Raw genomic sequence first — 18,976 nt, 5'->3', positions numbered from 1 at the left:
TGAATCGATTTTAAGCAACTAGTTTAAACGGCTCACTTTCATCCGGCGCACATGGCTCAATTTGACCGGCGCATCCATATAATTATTTTTGGAAGAAAACTTTCCAACCTCTGTACTAAATAAAGTTTTAAAAATTGTCCATTTTTATTGGGGAAGGCTACAAAGGGATTTAATTGGAATATTCGCCATTTGCATAAGAAGTTACTATGGAAGCATTTGGAGACTTACAATTTTTTGGGAAATCCAGAAAAAAAATGCAGTTTGGAATACCATTGTCTAAGGTAATCCTTACGGTTCCGACACTATTCGATTTAAAGCCATTATACCTATAATTGGCGACTAATTCTCTAGGCATTCCTTTGGTATCTAAATATTTTTTTACATTAGATATACTCTTTGGAATATAACGATTAAATGCCCAAGTTTTGGCCTGATCAACTACTAAGTCATCCATCAATCTTTCAAAATTCTGATTTCCTTTAGGGCCGCCAGACGTTTTCATTTTTTCATATTTGCTTCGCTCTTTCATTTGAATGGCCGGTCTTTTCAACGCAAATAACCGCAAATTATCTTCAAGACGCCTAATCGATGGGCTACCGCAGGAATTAAGACTGAAAATCAAAGCCATATCGCTCGCCAAACCCTTGGCCTTGTGAGCCATGTCAACAGTGTTTCCCATAACGTTGGGATCCGTCATAATATCAACAGTAGTCTTTAATGCTTCGCTGTTCTGTATATCCCTAACGGTTAAGAAAGCCCCGTAAAGTTCAGGGCGGGCAAAGATTCTCGTGCCCACAGTTTTCCACTCCAAACATACCCTATTGGTCTCGACTCCATAACCGTTGGTAGTCACCCTTTCCCTTACACAAATATCCTCCATGATTTCAACTTTATCAGAGGGAAGTGCCCCGGGACACTGTTTGCCAAAAGCCTTCAAATATTGTTCAAATATTGATAAGAATTCCATATTCTCTAGTGTCATTTGGATATTTTCAAAATGCCCTCGAAAGATGTAATCAAAAAACTCTGCATAGTATAATCCCTCTGTATTCAATTCTGTCGTTTCTTGGTTTTTCGTAACACCTACAAAATCCTTTTCTAATGAATCGTGGAAGGAAGAAAACAACATCATTATTATTAGTAGAACTAAATTTTTTACGTAAACATTTTTCATCATTTCGACTTTTAATTAAAGATTGTAACGCCTACAGTAAGGCCTATGTTTTATCAATTTTTATTAGGTACATGGAGTAATTGTCCTTGGTATTTCCATTCGCTTCAATCATGATCTTTGCCCTTATTTTTTCAATCGAGGTTTCTTTCTTAAACCACTTTTCAATCTTTTCATCGTCCACATTTTCTAGAATTCCATCAGAACATAGCATGAAGAAATCGTTCTTTTGAAGATCCTCAATAATCTTGACATCCACTTTAGAAGGGGTCAAACCATTGATAGCTCTTGTTATCACATGGCGTTTGGGGTGGTCTTTGACCTCTTGGACGGTAATCTCTCCCATTTCCAACATCGCTTGTACAATGGAATGATCCTTTGTGCGATTTAGGATTTTTCCATCTCGGATATGGTATATCCTGCTATCGCCTATCCAGACCATGAATACTTTCTCTTCTTGATCGGAAATATATAAAAGACTTAATGTGCTTGCCATGCCCTTCGATTCGGGACTACCCGTAAAATGCTTCTGAAATTGGTTTTCCACAAATTTTAAGGCTTGGGACCAATACGCTTGATTACCAACAGTTTTTAAGATATTATCGTTTACAAAGCAGGCCATTTCATTACATACCATCCAGGATGCAAGTTCGCCTTTGGCTTGGCCACCAACGCCATCGCATACCATAAACAAGCGGGATTCTGTACTTGGTATTTCGGGGTATATGGCATCTTCATTTGTGTTCCTTAGGCCTATTTCGTTGCAATGAACCGGTAAGTAGATTTCCATTCTTTTAGTAGTTTTTAGCGACAAAATCGCAAGCGTGTTTATACCCCTTCTCGCAAGATCGTTGGTTCCATATTTTTGCCAAATTCCTGTTTTTTGGCGTTCCGGTGCCATTATAGTAACATGAGGCGAGGTTGTACATCCCAACCATATCGCCATTGGTTGCGGACTTTTGATAAAACTCAAAGGCCTTTTTAATGTTTTTAGAACCTCCCAGACCCATGTGGTACATATAACCCAAATAACTTTGCGCGCTTGCATTATTTTGGTCTGCAGCCCTTTGGAACCATTTTTTGGCCGCATAGTAATATTTGCCATCGTAATAAATTACCGCCACCTGAAATTGGCTGTGTATATCCCCTTGTTCTGCTGCCTTTAGGTACCATTGGGTCGCCTTTTTCTTATTGTCTGTTCCCAATTTGAGGTTGTAATACATAGCTGCAAGCCTTTTCTGGGCACTAAGATGTCCCTTGTTCGCGGCTTTAAGATACCTTCTTTCAGCTTCCAAATAATTTACGGATCCTGCTATTCCGTTTTCCGCCATGGTGCCGAGCATATACGCTGCATCTAAAATGTTTTGGTCTGCTGCTTGGGTAAACAGTTCTTTGGCTCTATTATAATCTTTCTTTTTTTCCTTACCCTCATAATACAATCTTCCCATAGCGTACAAAGCAGAACCTTGATTTTGCTCAGCTGCAAGCTCATAGTATCGTATCGCTTCGGGCAAGTTTGGGGTTCCCTCATCTTCCCCGAATTCAAGAATCTTGCCCATCATATATTGGGAGTTTGCATATCCTTTATCTGCTGCTTGTCGGTACCAATTTTTAGCAAGCTTCAAGTCCTTAGGAACACCCCAACCTTTATAGTGGAGAAGGCCCATATTGTGCATGCCAAATGTATTTCCTTTTTCAGCAGCTTTTTGGAACCATTTTTTTGCCTCGGAATAATTTTTGTCAGTAAAATATAAAGTTCCTAATTCATTTTGAGCCCCAAAATGCCCTTTTTCAGCAGCTTTGGTCAACCATTGTACGGTCTTTATCCGATCCGGTTTGGCTAGTACCCCGTTTTTGTAGAAGATTCCCAGATTAAATTGGGATAGAAGATCCCCATTCTCGGCGGCAATTGTATATAATTCCAAAGCCTTCACGGTATCCTTGGCAACATATTGCCCAAACCTGTACATGTCGGCCATGCCCCGATATCCTGAATATCGTCCAATGGTTGTGCATTTTTCATAACCTTCAAAAGCTTCTTTGTAGTTCTTTTCTGATGTGTTGAGGATAGCCAAGTTTTCGATTGCTGCGGGATGCCCCTGGCTAGAAGCTTTTTCATAATACAATTTTGCCCTGCTCACGTCCTTTTCCATGGCAACGCCAAGAAAGTGCATTAAACCCATTAGATTATTTGCCTCTGGATTGTCACTTTCACTTAAGGTTATGATGCTACTCTTTGCTTTTTCATAGAATTTATTGGCCTCAACAGTGTCTCTATCTACACCAAGTTCGTTATAATAAGCCCATCCGTGGTTAAAATTTGCCATGTCATACCCAATATCGATGGCTCTATCCGCATATTCAAACCCTTTTTCATAATCAATATCGGTTCCGTAGCCATTCTGGGAAAACCTGGACATATAATAAAAGGCTTCCCCTGACTCATATTCCGAGGCCTTTGCATAGGCATTATAAGCTTCTTTAAATTTCCCCTCTTTGTACAAGTTCCAGCCATCGGACAAAAGTGTATCTATCTTTGTGGAGCGATAAAACGAATAACCACCGAAACCTAATCCTAAGACTCCTAAAAATAGTATCAAGAAAGGCCAAATTTTTTTCTTTTTACTCTTTTTATTATCGTTCATAGATGTATTTGAACTCATAAAAACGGTACCGTCATCGCCATCTACACCATTAAGAGCTTGGATAAACCCACAAACATTGGCAAACCTATCAATTGCATTTTTCTCCAGACAGGTACGCAAAACGTCTTTATACCTTTCGGGAACTTCTGAATAATCGGGTTGGTCGTTAATAATACTATCTCTGGTCAGCTCATAATCTTTGCTCTTATGTCCGAAGGGTAATTTCCCCGTTAACATCGTGTAGAACATAATCCCAAGAGCCCAAATATCTGTACGTTCACCGATTTCTCCATTCAATCCAAACTTCTTTTTGAAGAATTGTTCTGGAGCCATATAATGGGGCGTTCCCACCCCCTCTGTCATAGATTGCTGGATAGTTTTTTCGGATAGAACATCTTGACTGATGCCAAAATCTGTTATTTTTGGTACTCTGATTCCGCTTCTATCCCTGCTAAAAAGAACATTGCCTGGCTTTAGATCCCTATGGATAATACCCTGCCCGTGAAGATAATCCACAGCTTTGGCAACTTCTAGAATGATTTTTTCTGAATCTTTAAGGGACAACCCTTTCTGAATTGCCTGAGCCAAGGTACCCCCTCCGGCGTATTCCATAACAAGAACCGGATAATTGGCATCCCTACCCATGGCATCTTTATGGACTATATACTCCAAATCATAATAGGTGATAAGATGTGTGTGCGACAGCCCATCAATTTTGGAGAACTCCTGTTCCAGACTATATTTTTTTTGACCGGTACTTCCCCGTGTACCTCTGGAAACGGCCTCTTTATAAATTTTAAGTGCCACAAACCGTCCCGTTGTATTCAGGTCTCGTGCCTTGAAAACCTCGGCGAATCCACCTTCTGCAATAAGGTCTTTTTCGGGGTTCCACTCGTAATGTGATAGTTTCATAGGTTTTTTGTTGTTTGTTCGGTCGTTTCCTAAATGTACTAAAAATCAATGTTGTTCTTGGATATGAGCCACCATTTTGCATGCCCCATCATGGCCTTGTCCACAAGCTTTGTTGAACCATACCTTCGCCTTGCCCAAGTCTTTCTGAATTTCCACCCCTTCATAGTAGAGGTTACCCAATGTCACATTTGCATTGGTGTTTCCTATATCCGATGCTTGTTCAAATAGCGGAACGGCTTGCTGGATGTCTTTTGGCACTCCCTGGCCCTTGAGGTGCATGATTCCCAAATTGAATATCGCCGGGGCATATTTCTTTTTTGCCGATTTTTGAAAGTATGCAAAAGCCTTGGAATAGTCTACTTTGACATTTTTTCCAAAATAGTATGTACAACCCCTTTCATAAAGGGACTTTCCGCTTTTTGGAAAGAACCAAATCACCGCCAATATTACCATTAATATCCAAAGAGAAAAACCCCATAGCCAATCCGTAAATGGTATTTCGTAAGACGGCAGAGGATTCGGGAGACTACCGTTTTCTTGAAAGGATAAAAGTTGTTGGTTATCCAGTGGATAGTACGATCCAAACTTTCCTTTAATGCCCAAAACGTAGCCATCATCTTTCATATAGACTCCCATAAATATAAATAGGGAGGTAGTCTTGTATCCTAGGTAAAGGTCTTCCCCTTTGGCACCCTTTATGTCTACATCGATAATTTTATTTATCCGTTCGCTTTTTCCAAAAAGGCCTGTGCCTCTTTTTGCCATAATCAGGTTAGGAACGAAAACCATTAAAGTTATTAGTAGTACTAGTTTTTTCATCCTTTTAGTTTTTAATGATTCATATAGACATTTTGGTTGCTAAATTTTTTTGATACCCACTTTCTGGCTTCTACCCCAAACCCGGTATTTGTTCTGAGGACATCCTTTAATCTGTAGGATTTGTAAAGTGCACAACCAGCACAAAAGGATAATTCGTCGTCAGAATCATAAAGCCCTTGAATACGCATTTTCTCCAAAGGAGTTAAATATACTATTTTGTATTTTTCCAATGCCTCGCATACCAATACCGCTAAATAACTTTTCCCGGTATCATGGGAGAAAAGCAGTTTTCTTATCTTTTCATGGTTTTCTTTTTCTATATCCAATTCCATTTCACTCACTAATTCTGTCGAACTGCCAAAAAAGGAGCAATGAAATCCTACCATAGATCGGTATTCCGGATTTTTTTGGGAATGGCCCAACTTTAACCCTCCTACTAAAAATACACAGATAATGCTTAAAAAACATAAGCGAAATCTAAAGCGTTCAGAATTTATGGTCTTCATTTTCTATTTGGTTCCTATTTCTCTACATGTATAACCATAAAATGAAAATGTCATCTTTTTTTTGCGACAACTATTCTTTTATTCTTTCAAAAGGTGCATTACAGTTTCTAAAAATCCCCAAATGATCGAATCGCATGGAAATGACAAGTTCATCCTTAGCATTGACGGCTCCCCATTTTTTGTCTAATTTTACTGCGGCAAGTCCATGGGCGAACCTTTTGGCTTTCAAGTATTTTAGTGGAACTACCACATCTCCACACTTATTTACAAATCCACCATATCCATAGGAATTAACAACAAAGGCCAACCCATCTTGAAAACCATAAGTAGAAGCATATTCAAAAGGGATTATCTCATCTCCATTCTCATTTATAAAACCATATTTACCTTCAAATTGAACAGCTGCCAAGCCCTCTGAAAAAATATGGGGTTCATTAGGTTTATAATCAAACGGAGACGCTTCATTGTATTTAAATGGGGTAATTGGTATTCCTTTGGTATCTATGTAACCCCAATACCTTTTGTTGGACACGGCAACCCTACCTTCCGAAAATATCGTGGCTTGTTCGTATCTACAGGGAACGGCTTCATTACCTTTTTTATCTATAAATCCATAAGCGTTTCCGTATTCTACACGAGCCAAACCTTCTGAAAATTCTGCCGCATCGGTATATTTTAAGGAAATAGCATCTTCTCCATTACTCTTGATATAACCCCATTTTCCATTTAATTCCACTTCTGCCAAACCTTCCTGAAATTCGTAGGTAGTGCTATACTTTGGGGGTATGACCATTTCGCCAAGTTTATTGATGTATCCCCATTTCCCATTTGTTTTGACTGCGGCCAGGCCTTCTGAAAATCCACAAATTTCTTCAAATTTACTTACGTCGATTTCTTCTCCATCTGTATTTGCTATGAAGGACTTCTCTTCTAGTTTTAACTTGACAAAACCATCATTAAAAAAATTAGAGGAACCACCTATATTATAAATGGGAGGAATCACGAATTCTCCCACGGTATTTATGAAGCCGCATTTTTCTCCAAGCACTACCTTTGCTAAGCCTTCATAAAAACCAAAGGCATGATCAAATTGAAGCGGTATTTCAACGTCACCTGTTCTATTTATAAAACCCCATTTTTTACCCAAACAGACTGGCGCAAGGATTTTGTCATTATGCACTTTCTGCATTACTTTTCTTTATAAACCACTGTTTTTATAGGTTCTCTTTTCATAAATAATCGTGCCAATTTGTTGGTAGTGATATCAACGGTTATCAGAGGCGTAGGCCTTTTTGAACTCTCATCCAAGGCATAAATCTGATTCTCTTGAACCAAAAAATAATGGTACTTTCCACCTTCTTCTATTCGATACACCTTTGCTTCTTCCTGATCCAAGTCGGCATTGAGAATGAGCTCTAGATGTTCTTGGCCTTTTTTGAAAAAATATGTTTTTTCTATCGTCCTTTGAGTGTCTATCCTTACCAATAATTCCGATAACTCTGTTGAGGATTTTTGGACGCCCACTATTTCCAAAATAACGTTCTCCTTAGATGGAATTAATTTCGGAGCTGTCGTGAAGAGGGTATTCACCCCTTGGTTGTCTTGCTTTTTAACTAGCCTTTTTAATTCCAATCTGTATTCAGTTTCGTGCAATTCATAGTAGTCGTTTTTATATTTAAGAAAATAGCCAGATTCACCGTTTTTTACAATCCTTAGAGATAAGGCTTCCAACTTCCCTATCAATGGGTCTCCATATAATTTAAAAACACCATCATAAAAAGTATAGGACAAGGACTTTGCATATTCATATCTCCTTATGGCACTACTATGGAGTGTTTTGAAACCTCCAAAGGCTAGTTGTACCTCATTATCAATGTCCAAACTTTGAATACTATCTTCCTTTTTGGGTTCATTGGCATTTTCTTGGTTAACCAAACCATCATTATCATGCACTTGGTCAATTTTTAAATCGTTTTTGGGGGTTTCTTCAACCAGTATTTCTTCTTTTACATCGAATATGGAGTCCGGTTTTTTTGTTGATGTTGTGTCTACATCTACTACAATGGGCTTGGTATTTGATGCTGAAGGGTCGTTGTTGTTAAAAAATAAAATAGCTCCTCCAACAATAAGACATGCTGCAATAGACCCACCATATATAAAAAGCCTACGATATTTTCCAGTTGGTTTGTGAGCAGTGTCAGTTTCTCGATTTGTATTATATTCTTTATAATAATTTCGTAAGCGGTTCTTTAAATCTGTCTCTCCTTTCTTAGTTATTCCTTCATATATTTTTTCGTAGATCATTACTTCCTTTGCAAAATCGGAATCATTGTCCAATAACTTTTCTACCTCAACTTTTTCCGATGGGTTCAACGCATTTCGTAAGTACTTGTCTATGAGTTCTATGTGCTTTAAGTCTTCTTGCATTTCAATGTTTTAAAGCAATTATATCGTCATACGAAATTAATTCCCTCAACTTTTTAAGGCATCTTAATTTCTGTTGGCTCGCCGATCGGGCACTTGAATAGTTGAACCTCTCTGCGATATCCTCCATTCGCACCCCCAGAAAAATAGTAGTCTCCAAAAGGGACTTGCAGGGTTCCCCTAGACTAGACATTGCCTTACTTAAATAATCTTTCAGCCTAGAACCTCTTTGGGTAACCTCATAAATAAGTTCTTCTTCAAGCTTGCTTTCACTACCAGCGGTTCCCCCTAATTTTTCATAGCGTTTTCTACGATTGAGATGATTAAGCCACTGTCTCTTACAAATTTCGAACAAATACGTGCTTATTTTGCTTTTTTGCTCATAGTTTCCGGACATAACATTCTTGTAGAAAACAATTATCGCTTCCTGGAACACATCTAGAGCATCTTCATCGTTTCCATTGTTTCTTTTAATCCAGTTTTTTACCAAGTCCAAATGTGCATATAACTGCCCAAGGCAATCCTCGTTTCCTATTCTGAGTTGATGTAACAGTTCCTGATCGGTCATATGGTCATTAAGCTTTCTTAAAAACGAATTTCCAGCAAGTCATTTATTGGCATTTTGAACCTATATCCCTCGATAAGTACCTGAGCCTGTCCTAAAATAAAAAAATCTACTTTTTGGTCGGCCAACCAAGAGAACTTCATTTGCTTCAACATATCCAGATTGTTCAGTGTAACCTCTAAAGGTATTATCTGTGATCCCATGGGGCTCTGGTTATACGGCTTTTCCAAGGACCAATGGGCCACACTTCCATTGTCTCTATCCAGATAAAAGTCTAATTCCAAACTGTCTATCTGATATGCAATTGGCATTTGGTTGATGGCCTCCATTTGCAGTTTTAATTGTGTTTTTGTTAAAGAAGGTAACTTATTGCTGGATATGGCGCGTAACTTGAAATTCTTGCCATTGTTTAGATTTTTTTCAATTTGATCTAAAATGGTCTTTTTGGTGTTTAGGTGAATTTGATCATCAAGAACTATGTTAAATGAGTTCAACATAAAGCCCACCGTTCCTTTTCCTTTAAGGTCAAAAGTTGAAGAATCCGAAGCAAGCAATTCGGGGTAGAATATACTTAACCTCTTTAAGTTTATTTTACAACTTACAGGGATTCCTATGGTATCATTGGCACTTAGTGCCACTTCTTCGTTAAGGAAACCATGACCCACCAACGAGTCCTTATAGTATATTTCCATACTGGATTGGCGTAATTTTGTCCGAACATTGTTGGAATTGTACACAATATAATCCATGCCAACAGTTAGCGTTTCACTATCAGAGGCTAGGATGACAATGTTGTCGACTTCCACGAATTCTGGTCTCTTACTACACGATATCAGTATTATAAGGACAGCGCACAGTGTCATTGCCTTTGTTTTAGTGATAGTTTTCATAAGGCATCTTTCTTTTTAAGTGATATGAAAATTAGCAGGTAAAAAAGCAAATTGAGAATGAATATCGCCAAAAGGTTGTTTTCAAAACTATCAAAAAGGCTTCCAATCAATGCGTCTTCTTCCACCAGTTTTTCATTATAAAGATCTAATATTCGGAGTGCTGCGGATGGGGCGTCCTGTACACCATGGGCCGGTGGCGGTAAGGCCATAGAGGCAATCACCGATTGTGTTTCATTTGTGGTATTTTCCAAAGTTGGGGAGGCCTTGTCTTGTATCCTCGCAAGTCCCTCGGTACCCCATCGTCCTAGGGTGAAAAAGCTCAATAGTTCCACAAGGGTATTATTTATTTTAGTCATAACCCCTGCCAACATTATCTGTGGCATAAGTGCTATGGGCACTACCGTCATTACCTTTTCAGTATTATTGAAGGTGGCAGAGAGCCAAAGACCGAGGAGCGATGCCGAAATGGAGATATAGAACATGAATACAACACTTCCCCAAAAAGAGTGTAGGTATATATCTTCAAAGTCGGGATAAGGATTCCATTTAAAGTTTAGGTATATGATACTCACAAAAATTAAGGTCTGTAAAAAAGCGATGAGCGCAAGAACCGTCCATTTGGATAGGATATACGTATTGATACCAAGATTGAACATGCGCTCTCGTTTGTATATGGGAAGTTCCCCAACAATTTCCTTGGCAGCGTTGCTGACTCCAAACCAAATCCCAGAAATTGCCATCAGAAACAGCACTCCTACTTGGAACTTGTTGAACACCAAACACACTAGACCGCCAATTATAATGGGTTGCGCCAATAAAAGTCCAAGGTTCTCCCTGTCATTAACCTTGATCCGAAAATATCTAGAGATTAACCAAAAGAGTTGCAACCATTGTGAATCTGTCTTCTCTTTTTTAATTTCTTGGTTTTTAACCCCCGATACACTTTGCACGATTGGTTTTTGATAGAACTTGCCAACGAAATTCATATTGCTCATCTTACTGTATACCTCCACAATATTAGCCGCCTCAAAATGGGAAGACAATAGCTCGGCAGGTCCTTTGAATACTAAATGTCCCTGCACGCCAAGAAATATAACCTCATCTACATAATTTAGGTCTTCCGGTTTGTGGGTCACCATGACGATAGTGGTTCCGTTGTGTGCCAATTTTTTTAAGCTTGTTAAAAAACCCTCGATAGTTTCAGGGTCTAGTGGAGAGGTGGGTTCATCCAGAAATAGTATAGTCGGTTCGGTCAACAGTTCTACTGCTATGGAGACACGTTTTCGTTGGCCGCCAGAAAGACTACCTACTTTTACACTTCGAATATCCTTTTCTTTGTCTTGATCCAAGTTTAAATCGGCGATTACCTTGTCTATCCTTGCGTTGATTTCTTGGTTGGTGGTATCATCGGGCAAACGCAATTTAGCGGCGTAGAACAACGTTTTGTACACGGTTAGTTCTTTATGGACAATGTCATCCTGAGGTACATATCCAATCTTTTTTTTGATAAGACCGAAATTATCCGCCAATGACAAACCATGAATCAATACTTCTCCGGAAGTGGCCGGATTTTCCCCGTTAAGGCATTTTAATAATGTTGATTTTCCGCAACCTGAAGGCCCCATAAGCGCCACAAAATTGGATTGAAGAATGTCCATTGACATATTTTGAAGTCCGATTTTGTTGTTCGGAAACTTCTTTTGAATGGACAGCGTCTTAATCGCACTTTTCACTTTTCTCAGATCTTTGAAGCCATCGCCAAGGGTTATGCTATAGAACGATATCGTGATCACATCACTGTCCTTTAGCTTTGTTTTGATTCTTATTTCTCTTCCGTTGAGGTAAGTTTTGTTGGTAGAACCCAGATCTTCAACCCAAAAATTTCCTTGGGAATAGGACAACAAAGCGTGTTCACGAGTCACCGTAGGATCGTTCAAAACAATATCATTGCTCTTTTCGCGCCCAACTTTTAGAATCCCTTTTGAAATAATTTTTTGTTTAAAGCCCGATGTTCTAGAATCTTCAATTGCTTCATGCCTCTTTTTTTGATTAGGCTTGTCAAGGGTCAGGTGGAAATTCAAAGAAGCTATGTGTATCACATCTCCAGACTCTATACTCGTCCAAACATTGGGTTTTAAACGTTTTTGGTTTACCATGGTTCCGTTGGCACTCTCTAAATCAATAATGAATACCCCTTCCAACCTTTTTTCGATCTGCGCATGCTGTCTGGAAACCTTTTGGCTGTCTACCAGCATCTCTGCGCCATATCCCTCTCTTCCAATGGTAAGCTTTTTCCCTAATTCAAGGGGAATTGACTGTGTATTATGAACTAAATACATGTTTTTAACGATTGTTGGTGATGTACGAAAGGACACAATTCTTTCTGTGTTCCGCAAAGGGGTGTGTTGATGTAAGTTTTCTTAGCAAATCTTTTTTTTCATAACGCTCCAACTTTGTAAAGAAGTCTGTAAATTTATTTACATCATATCCAGCAGCCTTAGCGAGTTCAAAACCTACTTTATCGGCTTCATATTCGTCAATTTGATCGAAGGGCGGGGAGAGCGTTTTGTTGATCTTAGTAGCTATTTCCGTGAAACCTTCCATCCGGGTCATTCCTCCTAAATCTGTAGACAGTGTAAGCTTGGTCACTTTTCGTTTGGTGTGCAATTTATCCTCGTGAGCCACTTCATGGCCTATGATAAAGGCCAGCTCATCATAGGTATCTACAAAGTCTAATAGTCCCGTGGTGATATATAGGTAACCACCGAGAGTGGCGAAGGCGTTTATTTCGTCAGATTTAAGTATACTCAATGTATAATTTACTTCTTTACGAGATACGTTCTTTGTGATTTCCCTTAGGATTTCCTCAACTTTTTCCTTGGAAAAATGGGTATTGTCTAATTTGTTCAATAGGACATACTGGTTATAAATGTCCTTGCCTATGGAACTTTTGGAATTACTACTGATGTAGAGTGCAAAATCAAGCCAATTGTTCTCGGCTTGTTTTAATAAATAAGCAGGACCATCGAATGCATGGCCACAGTTGTTCAACAAGGTGGCATCCTCAACTTTAGAAGTATAGACCGCTATGGCCTGGTCTAGTTTATTCAAGGGTATTTCTTGGGCACTTGTCCATTTAAAAATAAGAACAAAAAGAAGCGTGAACAGAGTTAGTTTCATTTCGGTTTTAAGATATATAACCAAAATTAGCAAATGTCATCTTTTATTCAGAAAGTTTAAGTAAAAACTTTGCCACAAGCCAATGATAACCATCGCTTAATTACGTTTGATTCCTCCTCCGAGGGTCTTCTGTTGCCCTTGCCCAAACATTGAACTAACATTCGGAGTTTTGGACTTATCTCAATTGTAATTACCCTATTTCCATTCTTTTTCAGAGAGAAAATCGCCGAAGTCCCTGAAGCACATCTTCCTACATAGGTTCCCACACAATGGCGCATGTACTGTCCTTCTTCATACAGCTGTTTGCCATTGATCAGTTCCGTAAAGTCCCAAGCGTCACCCTTCCCATCTGTAAAGATCCAGTCCCAGTTATGTCCCTCCCAGTGGTACCCTACCCATGAAGGCTTAAAACGTGTGGCCGCATATTCCTCACTGGCTACGAGCACGTTGCGCACCTTTCTTCCCTTCCAAGTGAATTCTTTTTCATTCCTAATTCGGGTCGTTTCGGTATATCTATGAAGCGCCCAATCTACAATGAGACTGCTTTCCTCATCGCTTATGGCTTCTCTGTTTTTTATCAACCAAAAAACGGTGTGCTGCCAAAATTTAAGATAGGATTCATCATATGTCTGCTCCGTAGGGTCAATGACCAATGAACGACTGTACATGATGCGCATAAAATCTTGTCGATTGCCTCCTAGCCTAAATATTTCGGCATAGAGGCATGATTCCATTGGGTAGTTGGTATTGGGAGCTTCTAAAAGAAAGTGCTGGAATTTATTGTAAATGTTCCATGCAAAACGTTTTGATGCCTTTTGAAGGCTTCCCCCTTGTCCGATGATAAGATACCAGACGATCCATTTAAAAGGAAGGTATCGCCTTCCGAAACCTTCGTGCGTATTTGGAAACCACTGTTCTAAAAGAAAACTTGGCACATCGTAAAAGATGAAAAGATGGTCAAGAATGTGTTTCCCGCTTTCTGGCTTCCAAGATTGCGGACTTCTCAACCAAAATGGAGATAACAGACAAGTCCATTTCGCAATAAAGGCACTATGTTTTGGATCTACCGCCTGTTCGATGATTTCAATGTTAGACACATTCCCAATTGCCGCACGAAGACTTTTAACGGTCATATCCCTATTCTGTTCAAGATTGTCTAAATCCATAAAATGCTTATAAAGCCTTTCTTCAATATGGTTTCCGGGCACAGAGCTGCTTTGGAGTTTTTGGAGGTTTGAGCCCCTAAGAAACGAAATGTCATCCCCAATATTCAAGTTCTGAACCGTCCTTTCGAAGTTTGTGATATTTTCAAACAACTTCTGATAGTTGTATTCGCAGATGTCTTTCGGACTTCCCATCCCAATTTCGTCGTAGTAACAATTCTCACAACAATGGAAACCGGGAATATATCCAATCAAAGTTGCCAGTGGGTTTCTCAGGTTATCCCAGTACATATCATGTACGTGTCCAGAATTATCTAGATGGTATTGCTCTAGTTCTTCCTCCAAAGAGGCCTTTGCGTTCTTTAAGCCATAATATCTTTGCCAACGCCAGTTATGTGGTTTCTTATAAAACTTACCGCTCATTTGGTAATGATTTAATCGTTAAACTAAATTATTTTAACCCTTTATAACTAAAATATCAAAAAGTCATCATTATAGTTTAGTAAAAAGCAAAATGAACAGAATTTGTATTTCTTATGAGTATATTCTGATGTGCTATAAAACTGCCTATTTATGGTAACATTTTAATCAATAAAAAGCTTGTACATTAAGCATCCGATTAGTGGTTTTTTTAGTATTCTAGTTAATTTCTAGTTGAAGGAACTAAGATTTCCTGACCCGTTTTTCATTTTGGTTTAGTTTATTGAATTTTTGCCCTGGCCTAAAGGGCAAATCGAAGAAATCTTCATTACTTCCTTCAGGATCGAGGCAAATAATGAAGATTTCAATATCAAATAAGCACTAAATAATCAAAATGCACAACGGGTATTTATTACTTTAATATTGAAGTTAAATCACCCCATAAATAGAGATGCTTTTTAAAAACAATATTTTGTTAACCGTTAAGAAGCATGAAATAAACCAAAATGTATCACATAATACCCAACAAAATTGAAAACCAGTTTTGCGTGCAAATTGCGTGCAAATGAAAAAAGCTCCAAAAATTAAAAACTCTTGAAGCCCTATAAAAATTGGTGGAGAATACCGGATTCGAACCGGTGACCTCTTGCCTGCCAGGCAAGCGCTCTAGCCAACTGAGCTAATCCCCCTAATGGACGGCAAAGAAAATACTTTTTACTTAGGTATCAAAATGCAATCGGCCTAAAATGAAATAAGCATTAGTCTTTTTTTACGCTCAATACTAAAACAGGAATGGGAACATAAAACTCTGACTTTAAAATGGTGCTTTTTTCCCATAAACTTTTAAAAAAGCCTCTTTTTCTCCTAAAAACACACAGTAAATCCGGATGTTGCTCCCTAAAATGTTCTAGTACGCCGTGGTACGTGGTGGCATTTTCACTTAAGGTAAGCTGCGCACTAATATCCATTAATTCCGTGTTAATTTTAAGATCATCTTCGGTATAACCGGGTGTTTTCACTAAGAGCAAGTTTACCTTGGCCTTAAATTTATCTTTTACCTGCACCAAGGGATTAAGAATTTCCTTCCCCTTTAAAATACCCGATCTAAATGCGGTAAGTATGGTTTTATAAGGCTTAAAAACCGTACCCTTTGGAACAATCAATGTTGGGATATCTGTTCGCTTTATGATCCTTCCTGAGGTATAGCCCAAGTAGCGTTCTTCGGAAATGTCATTGCTTCTCGGGGCAATAATAATTAAATCGATCCCAAGTTCTTTATCTATATCCTTTAGCCCATCAATAATATCACCATTGTAGGTAGCTATTTTTATGGTACTGTTTTTTGCATCTACTTTACGTATTACTTCCTTAAGATGCTCCTTACTGTTTTCTGCTACTTTTTCTTCAATATTCACCAAATCTCCGGCACCGGATTTTACATTAAAAACCTCCATGACAAAAATTTCAGCACTAAAATGTGCGGCAAAATCCACCGCATATTGTAAGGTTTCATGGGAGTTTGGTGATGTGCCGATAGGAACCAATATTTTTTTCATACTACACTGTTATGTTAAGATATTATAAATTTACAATTAAATTGTATTCCGCAAATGATTCGACATGCAAAGATTTCAGAAATTGCAGCTATTAGTTCCCTAACCCAAGCCTGCACCAAAATGATGGAGCAAAACGGAATCTACCAATGGAACTACCACTATCCTTCTGCTGTCGTTTTTGAAAAAGACATACGCCGAAATGAGCTCTATCTTCTGGAGAAACAAAACACTATAATTGGTTGTATTGCCATTTCATCGCTAATGGATTTAGAATATGAAACCGTAACATGGGTAACGCCAAACAACCACAGTTATTATATTCATCGGCTGGCTATAGCGCCTAATTACCAACGACAGGGATACGCCCATCAACTCATGGATTTTGCAGAGGATTTGGCGCGTAATAAAGGGCTTATTTCGGTACGTTTAGATACCTTTAGTCAAAATTCCGGAAATCAAAAATTTTATGAAAGCAGGGGCTACCAAAAATTGGAAACCATCTATTTTCCACATCAAAGTAAACACCCTTTCTATTGCTATGAATTGGTGCTTTAATCTCCCAACTGTTTGAAAACTGCCATCAGCTTTAAAAACATCAATAAAATAGCCATTCCGGCAACCATTGCCGGGATAGCAGAACCGCTGCTATCCTTAACCGATACCGCCATTGTAGGCAACATTCCGGTAAACGGACTGGAATCGTTGGCTGCAGCAGGCATCGTAGGTTCTTTTATGTCGATGTTGATTTGGGTGCTTGGCCAAACCCAAAGTGCCATATCGGCAATTATTTCGCAATATTTGGGTGCCAACAGATTGGAAGAAGTAAAAACCCTACCAGTCCAGGCCATTGCCCTAAATATTTTGGTAAGTCTTATCCTTTTATTCTCAACGGTATTTGTCATTGAGGATATTTTTAAATTGATGAATGCCTCCGGGAAAATATTGGAATTATGCATTTCGTATTACGCCATTCGGGTTTGGGGCTTTCCACTAACTCTTTTTACCTTCGCCGTTTTTGGTATTTTCAAGGGATTGCAAAACACCTATTGGCCTATGATCATTGCGATTACAGGGGCAATTTTAAATGCAGTGATGGACTTTGTTCTGGTCTATGGCGTTGAGGGGTTTATAGCACCCATGTATTTGGAAGGGGCGGGCTGGGCCAGCCTTATTGCCCAGTTGGTTATGGCATTAATGGCTTTTATCCTCCTAATTTTAAAAACGGATATCAGCTGGCACCTTCGTCTTCCTTTACACCCCGAATTGGGACGATTGGTACTGATGAGCTTAAATCTTTTTGTGCGTTCTTTTGCCTTAAATACCGCACTCATCCTGTCCGTAAGAGAGGCCACCGACCTAGGTTCTCGTTTTATTGGCGCCCATACCATTGCCCTAAACCTTTGGTTATTTACTGCCTTTTTTATTGACGGGTATGCCACCGCAGGAAACGTCATGGGCGGTCGACTTCTAGGCGCTAAGGATTTTGACGGTCTTTGGGCTTTGGTCAAAAAAACCATGCGCTACGGTCTTGTGGTTTGCATGGGGTTAATGTTTTTGGGTTTTCTATTTTATAACCCTATAGGACGCTTATTTTCTAATGATATCGGAGTTTTGGAAACCTTTTTTAGCATCTTCTTTATTCTGCTTTTAGGATTACCCATTAACACAGTGGCGTTTGTTTTAGACGGTACCTTTAAAGGGCTGGGAGAGATGAAATACCTGAGGAATTTGTTGCTTTTTGCCACCTTTATAGGTTTTATTCCCGCTTTATTTTTATTGAAATATCTTGGGTTCGCATTACATGGTATTTGGCTTGCTTTAGTACTGTGGATGGGCATCCGGGCAGGTGCACTGCTTTGGAAATTCCGAAGAAAATTTCACCCGCGATTACAAAAGTCGTAATTTTGAGTAAATTGAAAGATGATGGGAACTACAAGACCTAATGGAAGTTTATATACCAAAATTGAGGGTACTATAGCCACGGTGGAATTTGGGCATCCGGCGGGAAATTCCTTTGTTTTGGAACTATTGAATAGATTAACTTCTGAATTTCAAAAGCTATCTGATGCCCCAAATATTACGCTTATCGTTTTAAAATCTGAGGGCGACGAAGGTCCGTTTTGCGGGGGTGCTTCGTTTGATGAACTTATGGCGGTATCCACACGTGCAGAGGGGAACGTGTTTTTTAGTGGATTTGCCAACCTCATCAATGCCATGCGCCAATGTGAAAAACTTATTGTAGGACGTGTTCAAGGCAAAACTGTAGGTGGCGGAGTAGGTCTTATTGCAGCCTGTGATTATGTTTTTGCTACCGATGCAGCAGCTATCAGACTTTCTGAACTCAGTATTGGTATTGCGCCTTTGGTTATTGCACCGGCAGTGGAACGAAAAATTGGCACCGCAGCACTTTCCGAAATGTCGCTTGCCCCAACAGAATGGAAAAATGCCTATTGGGCACAACAGAAAGGCCTTTTTTCAAAGGTTTTTGAAAGTTTGAAAGAAATGGATAAGGAATTGGCGTTTTTTACGGAGAAACTAGCAGCTTATAATCCGGAAGCCCTCGCAGAATGGAAAAAAGTACTCTGGAAAGGTACCGATCATTGGGAAAATCTCTTGCTTACACGTGCCGAACTTAGCGGAAAATTGGTGTTGTCCGAGTTTACTAAAAAGGCATTGGCCACCTTTAAAAAATAAAATCGCACAAAAAACGTTTTGCCTATACCTT

16 protein-coding genes and 1 tRNA gene are annotated in these 18,976 nt (G+C 39.1%); 3 read left to right on the top strand and 14 right to left on the bottom strand.

Annotated elements, in window-relative coordinates; all coding sequences use genetic code 11:
* Positions 1-169: 169 nt before the first annotated feature.
* From U1E44_RS14305 to U1E44_RS14240, 14 genes are all read right to left on the bottom strand, one after another.
* Positions 170-1,177: a hypothetical protein gene (locus tag U1E44_RS14305; RefSeq protein WP_322931787.1), complete on the bottom strand. Its 1,008-nt coding sequence runs from the start codon at positions 1,175-1,177 to the stop codon at positions 170-172.
* Between the two features lie 40 nt (positions 1,178-1,217).
* Positions 1,218-1,961, bottom strand: a complete 744-nt coding sequence (locus tag U1E44_RS14300; protein WP_322931786.1) for a PP2C family protein-serine/threonine phosphatase — start codon at positions 1,959-1,961, stop codon at positions 1,218-1,220.
* A 4-nt stretch (positions 1,962-1,965) separates the two neighbouring features.
* On the bottom strand, positions 1,966-4,728 hold the full coding sequence (locus U1E44_RS14295; RefSeq protein ID WP_322931785.1) for a serine/threonine-protein kinase: 2,763 nt from the start codon (positions 4,726-4,728) through the stop codon (positions 1,966-1,968).
* Positions 4,729-4,773: 45 nt separating this feature from the next.
* The gene (locus U1E44_RS14290) at positions 4,774-5,547 is read right to left on the bottom strand and encodes a tetratricopeptide repeat protein (protein WP_322931784.1); all 774 of its coding nucleotides are present in this window, start codon (positions 5,545-5,547) and stop codon (positions 4,774-4,776) included.
* Between the two features lie 11 nt (positions 5,548-5,558).
* Complete coding sequence (locus tag U1E44_RS14285; RefSeq protein WP_322931783.1) at positions 5,559-6,053, bottom strand: hypothetical protein; 495 nt, start codon at positions 6,051-6,053, stop codon at positions 5,559-5,561.
* A gap of 70 nt (positions 6,054-6,123) precedes the next feature.
* Entirely contained in the window at positions 6,124-7,242 is a 1,119-nt protein-coding gene (locus tag U1E44_RS14280) for a WG repeat-containing protein (protein WP_322931782.1), read from the bottom strand.
* The gene (locus U1E44_RS14275; protein ID WP_322931781.1) at positions 7,242-8,480 is read right to left on the bottom strand and encodes a hypothetical protein; all 1,239 of its coding nucleotides are present in this window, start codon (positions 8,478-8,480) and stop codon (positions 7,242-7,244) included. Before U1E44_RS14275 ends, U1E44_RS14280 begins: the two co-directional genes overlap by 1 nt.
* A 1-nt stretch (position 8,481) precedes the next feature.
* On the bottom strand, positions 8,482-9,045 hold the full coding sequence (locus U1E44_RS14270) for an RNA polymerase sigma factor (protein WP_322931780.1): 564 nt from the start codon (positions 9,043-9,045) through the stop codon (positions 8,482-8,484).
* A 17-nt stretch (positions 9,046-9,062) separates the two neighbouring features.
* Complete coding sequence (locus tag U1E44_RS14265; protein ID WP_322931779.1) at positions 9,063-9,932, bottom strand: hypothetical protein; 870 nt, start codon at positions 9,930-9,932, stop codon at positions 9,063-9,065.
* Positions 9,929-12,271 carry an FHA domain-containing protein gene (locus U1E44_RS14260; RefSeq protein WP_322931778.1) on the bottom strand — a complete coding sequence of 781 codons (2,343 nt, stop codon included), beginning with the start codon at positions 12,269-12,271 and terminating at the stop codon, positions 9,929-9,931. The genes U1E44_RS14265 and U1E44_RS14260 overlap by 4 nt, the downstream gene beginning before the upstream one ends.
* Before the next feature lie 4 nt (positions 12,272-12,275).
* Entirely contained in the window at positions 12,276-13,112 is an 837-nt protein-coding gene (locus tag U1E44_RS14255; RefSeq protein WP_322931777.1) for a M48 family metallopeptidase, read from the bottom strand.
* Positions 13,113-13,168: 56 nt separating this feature from the next.
* Positions 13,169-14,698, bottom strand: coding sequence for a PcfJ domain-containing protein (locus U1E44_RS14250; RefSeq protein ID WP_322931776.1), 1,530 nt, complete (start codon positions 14,696-14,698; stop codon positions 13,169-13,171).
* Between the two features lie 609 nt (positions 14,699-15,307).
* Positions 15,308-15,384 (bottom strand) — tRNA-Ala (locus U1E44_RS14245).
* A 69-nt stretch (positions 15,385-15,453) separates the two neighbouring features.
* Positions 15,454-16,251 (bottom strand): universal stress protein, encoded by a 798-nt coding sequence (locus U1E44_RS14240; protein ID WP_322931775.1) that lies wholly within the window; start codon positions 16,249-16,251, stop codon positions 15,454-15,456.
* 54 nt (positions 16,252-16,305) lie between these two features.
* Between U1E44_RS14240 and U1E44_RS14235 the strand changes: the two genes are divergently transcribed.
* The 3 genes from U1E44_RS14235 to U1E44_RS14225 are packed head-to-tail and all read left to right on the top strand — an operon-like array spanning position 16,306 to position 18,945.
* Positions 16,306-16,806 (top strand): GNAT family N-acetyltransferase, encoded by a 501-nt coding sequence (locus U1E44_RS14235; protein ID WP_322931774.1) that lies wholly within the window; start codon positions 16,306-16,308, stop codon positions 16,804-16,806.
* Positions 16,807-16,818: 12 nt separating this feature from the next.
* Positions 16,819-18,153, top strand: a complete 1,335-nt coding sequence (locus U1E44_RS14230) for an MATE family efflux transporter (protein WP_322931773.1) — start codon at positions 16,819-16,821, stop codon at positions 18,151-18,153.
* A gap of 21 nt (positions 18,154-18,174) precedes the next feature.
* The gene (locus U1E44_RS14225) at positions 18,175-18,945 is read left to right on the top strand and encodes an enoyl-CoA hydratase/isomerase family protein (protein WP_323673908.1); all 771 of its coding nucleotides are present in this window, start codon (positions 18,175-18,177) and stop codon (positions 18,943-18,945) included.
* Positions 18,946-18,976 lie beyond the last annotated feature (31 nt).

Source organism: Aurantibrevibacter litoralis (assembly GCF_034651555.1).
GTDB lineage: Bacteria > Bacteroidota > Bacteroidia > Flavobacteriales > Flavobacteriaceae > Aurantibrevibacter > Aurantibrevibacter litoralis.
The sequence above is the reverse complement of the archived record's forward strand: the minus strand, read 5'-3'. Positions and strand labels throughout refer to the sequence as shown.

Excerpts from the sequence above, each read along its gene's own strand:
- U1E44_RS14305 (WP_322931787.1), bottom strand. The coding sequence starts at position 1,177 with ATGATGAAAAATGTTTACGTAAAAAATTTAGTTCTACTAATAATAATG.
- U1E44_RS14300 (WP_322931786.1), bottom strand. The coding sequence starts at position 1,961 with ATGGAAATCTACTTACCGGTTCATTGCAACGAAATAGGCCTAAGGAAC.
- U1E44_RS14295 (WP_322931785.1), bottom strand. The coding sequence starts at position 4,728 with ATGAAACTATCACATTACGAGTGGAACCCCGAAAAAGACCTTATTGCA.
- U1E44_RS14290 (WP_322931784.1), bottom strand. The coding sequence starts at position 5,547 with ATGAAAAAACTAGTACTACTAATAACTTTAATGGTTTTCGTTCCTAAC.
- U1E44_RS14285 (WP_322931783.1), bottom strand. The coding sequence starts at position 6,053 with ATGAAGACCATAAATTCTGAACGCTTTAGATTTCGCTTATGTTTTTTA.
- U1E44_RS14280 (WP_322931782.1), bottom strand. The coding sequence starts at position 7,242 with ATGCAGAAAGTGCATAATGACAAAATCCTTGCGCCAGTCTGTTTGGGT.
- U1E44_RS14275 (WP_322931781.1), bottom strand. The coding sequence starts at position 8,480 with ATGCAAGAAGACTTAAAGCACATAGAACTCATAGACAAGTACTTACGA.
- U1E44_RS14270 (WP_322931780.1), bottom strand. The coding sequence starts at position 9,045 with ATGACCGATCAGGAACTGTTACATCAACTCAGAATAGGAAACGAGGAT.
- U1E44_RS14265 (WP_322931779.1), bottom strand. The coding sequence starts at position 9,932 with ATGAAAACTATCACTAAAACAAAGGCAATGACACTGTGCGCTGTCCTT.
- U1E44_RS14260 (WP_322931778.1), bottom strand. The coding sequence starts at position 12,271 with ATGTATTTAGTTCATAATACACAGTCAATTCCCCTTGAATTAGGGAAA.
- U1E44_RS14255 (WP_322931777.1), bottom strand. The coding sequence starts at position 13,112 with ATGAAACTAACTCTGTTCACGCTTCTTTTTGTTCTTATTTTTAAATGG.
- U1E44_RS14250 (WP_322931776.1), bottom strand. The coding sequence starts at position 14,698 with ATGAGCGGTAAGTTTTATAAGAAACCACATAACTGGCGTTGGCAAAGA.
- U1E44_RS14240 (WP_322931775.1), bottom strand. The coding sequence starts at position 16,251 with ATGAAAAAAATATTGGTTCCTATCGGCACATCACCAAACTCCCATGAA.
- U1E44_RS14235 (WP_322931774.1), top strand. The coding sequence starts at position 16,306 with ATGATTCGACATGCAAAGATTTCAGAAATTGCAGCTATTAGTTCCCTA.
- U1E44_RS14225 (WP_323673908.1), top strand. The coding sequence starts at position 18,175 with ATGGGAACTACAAGACCTAATGGAAGTTTATATACCAAAATTGAGGGT.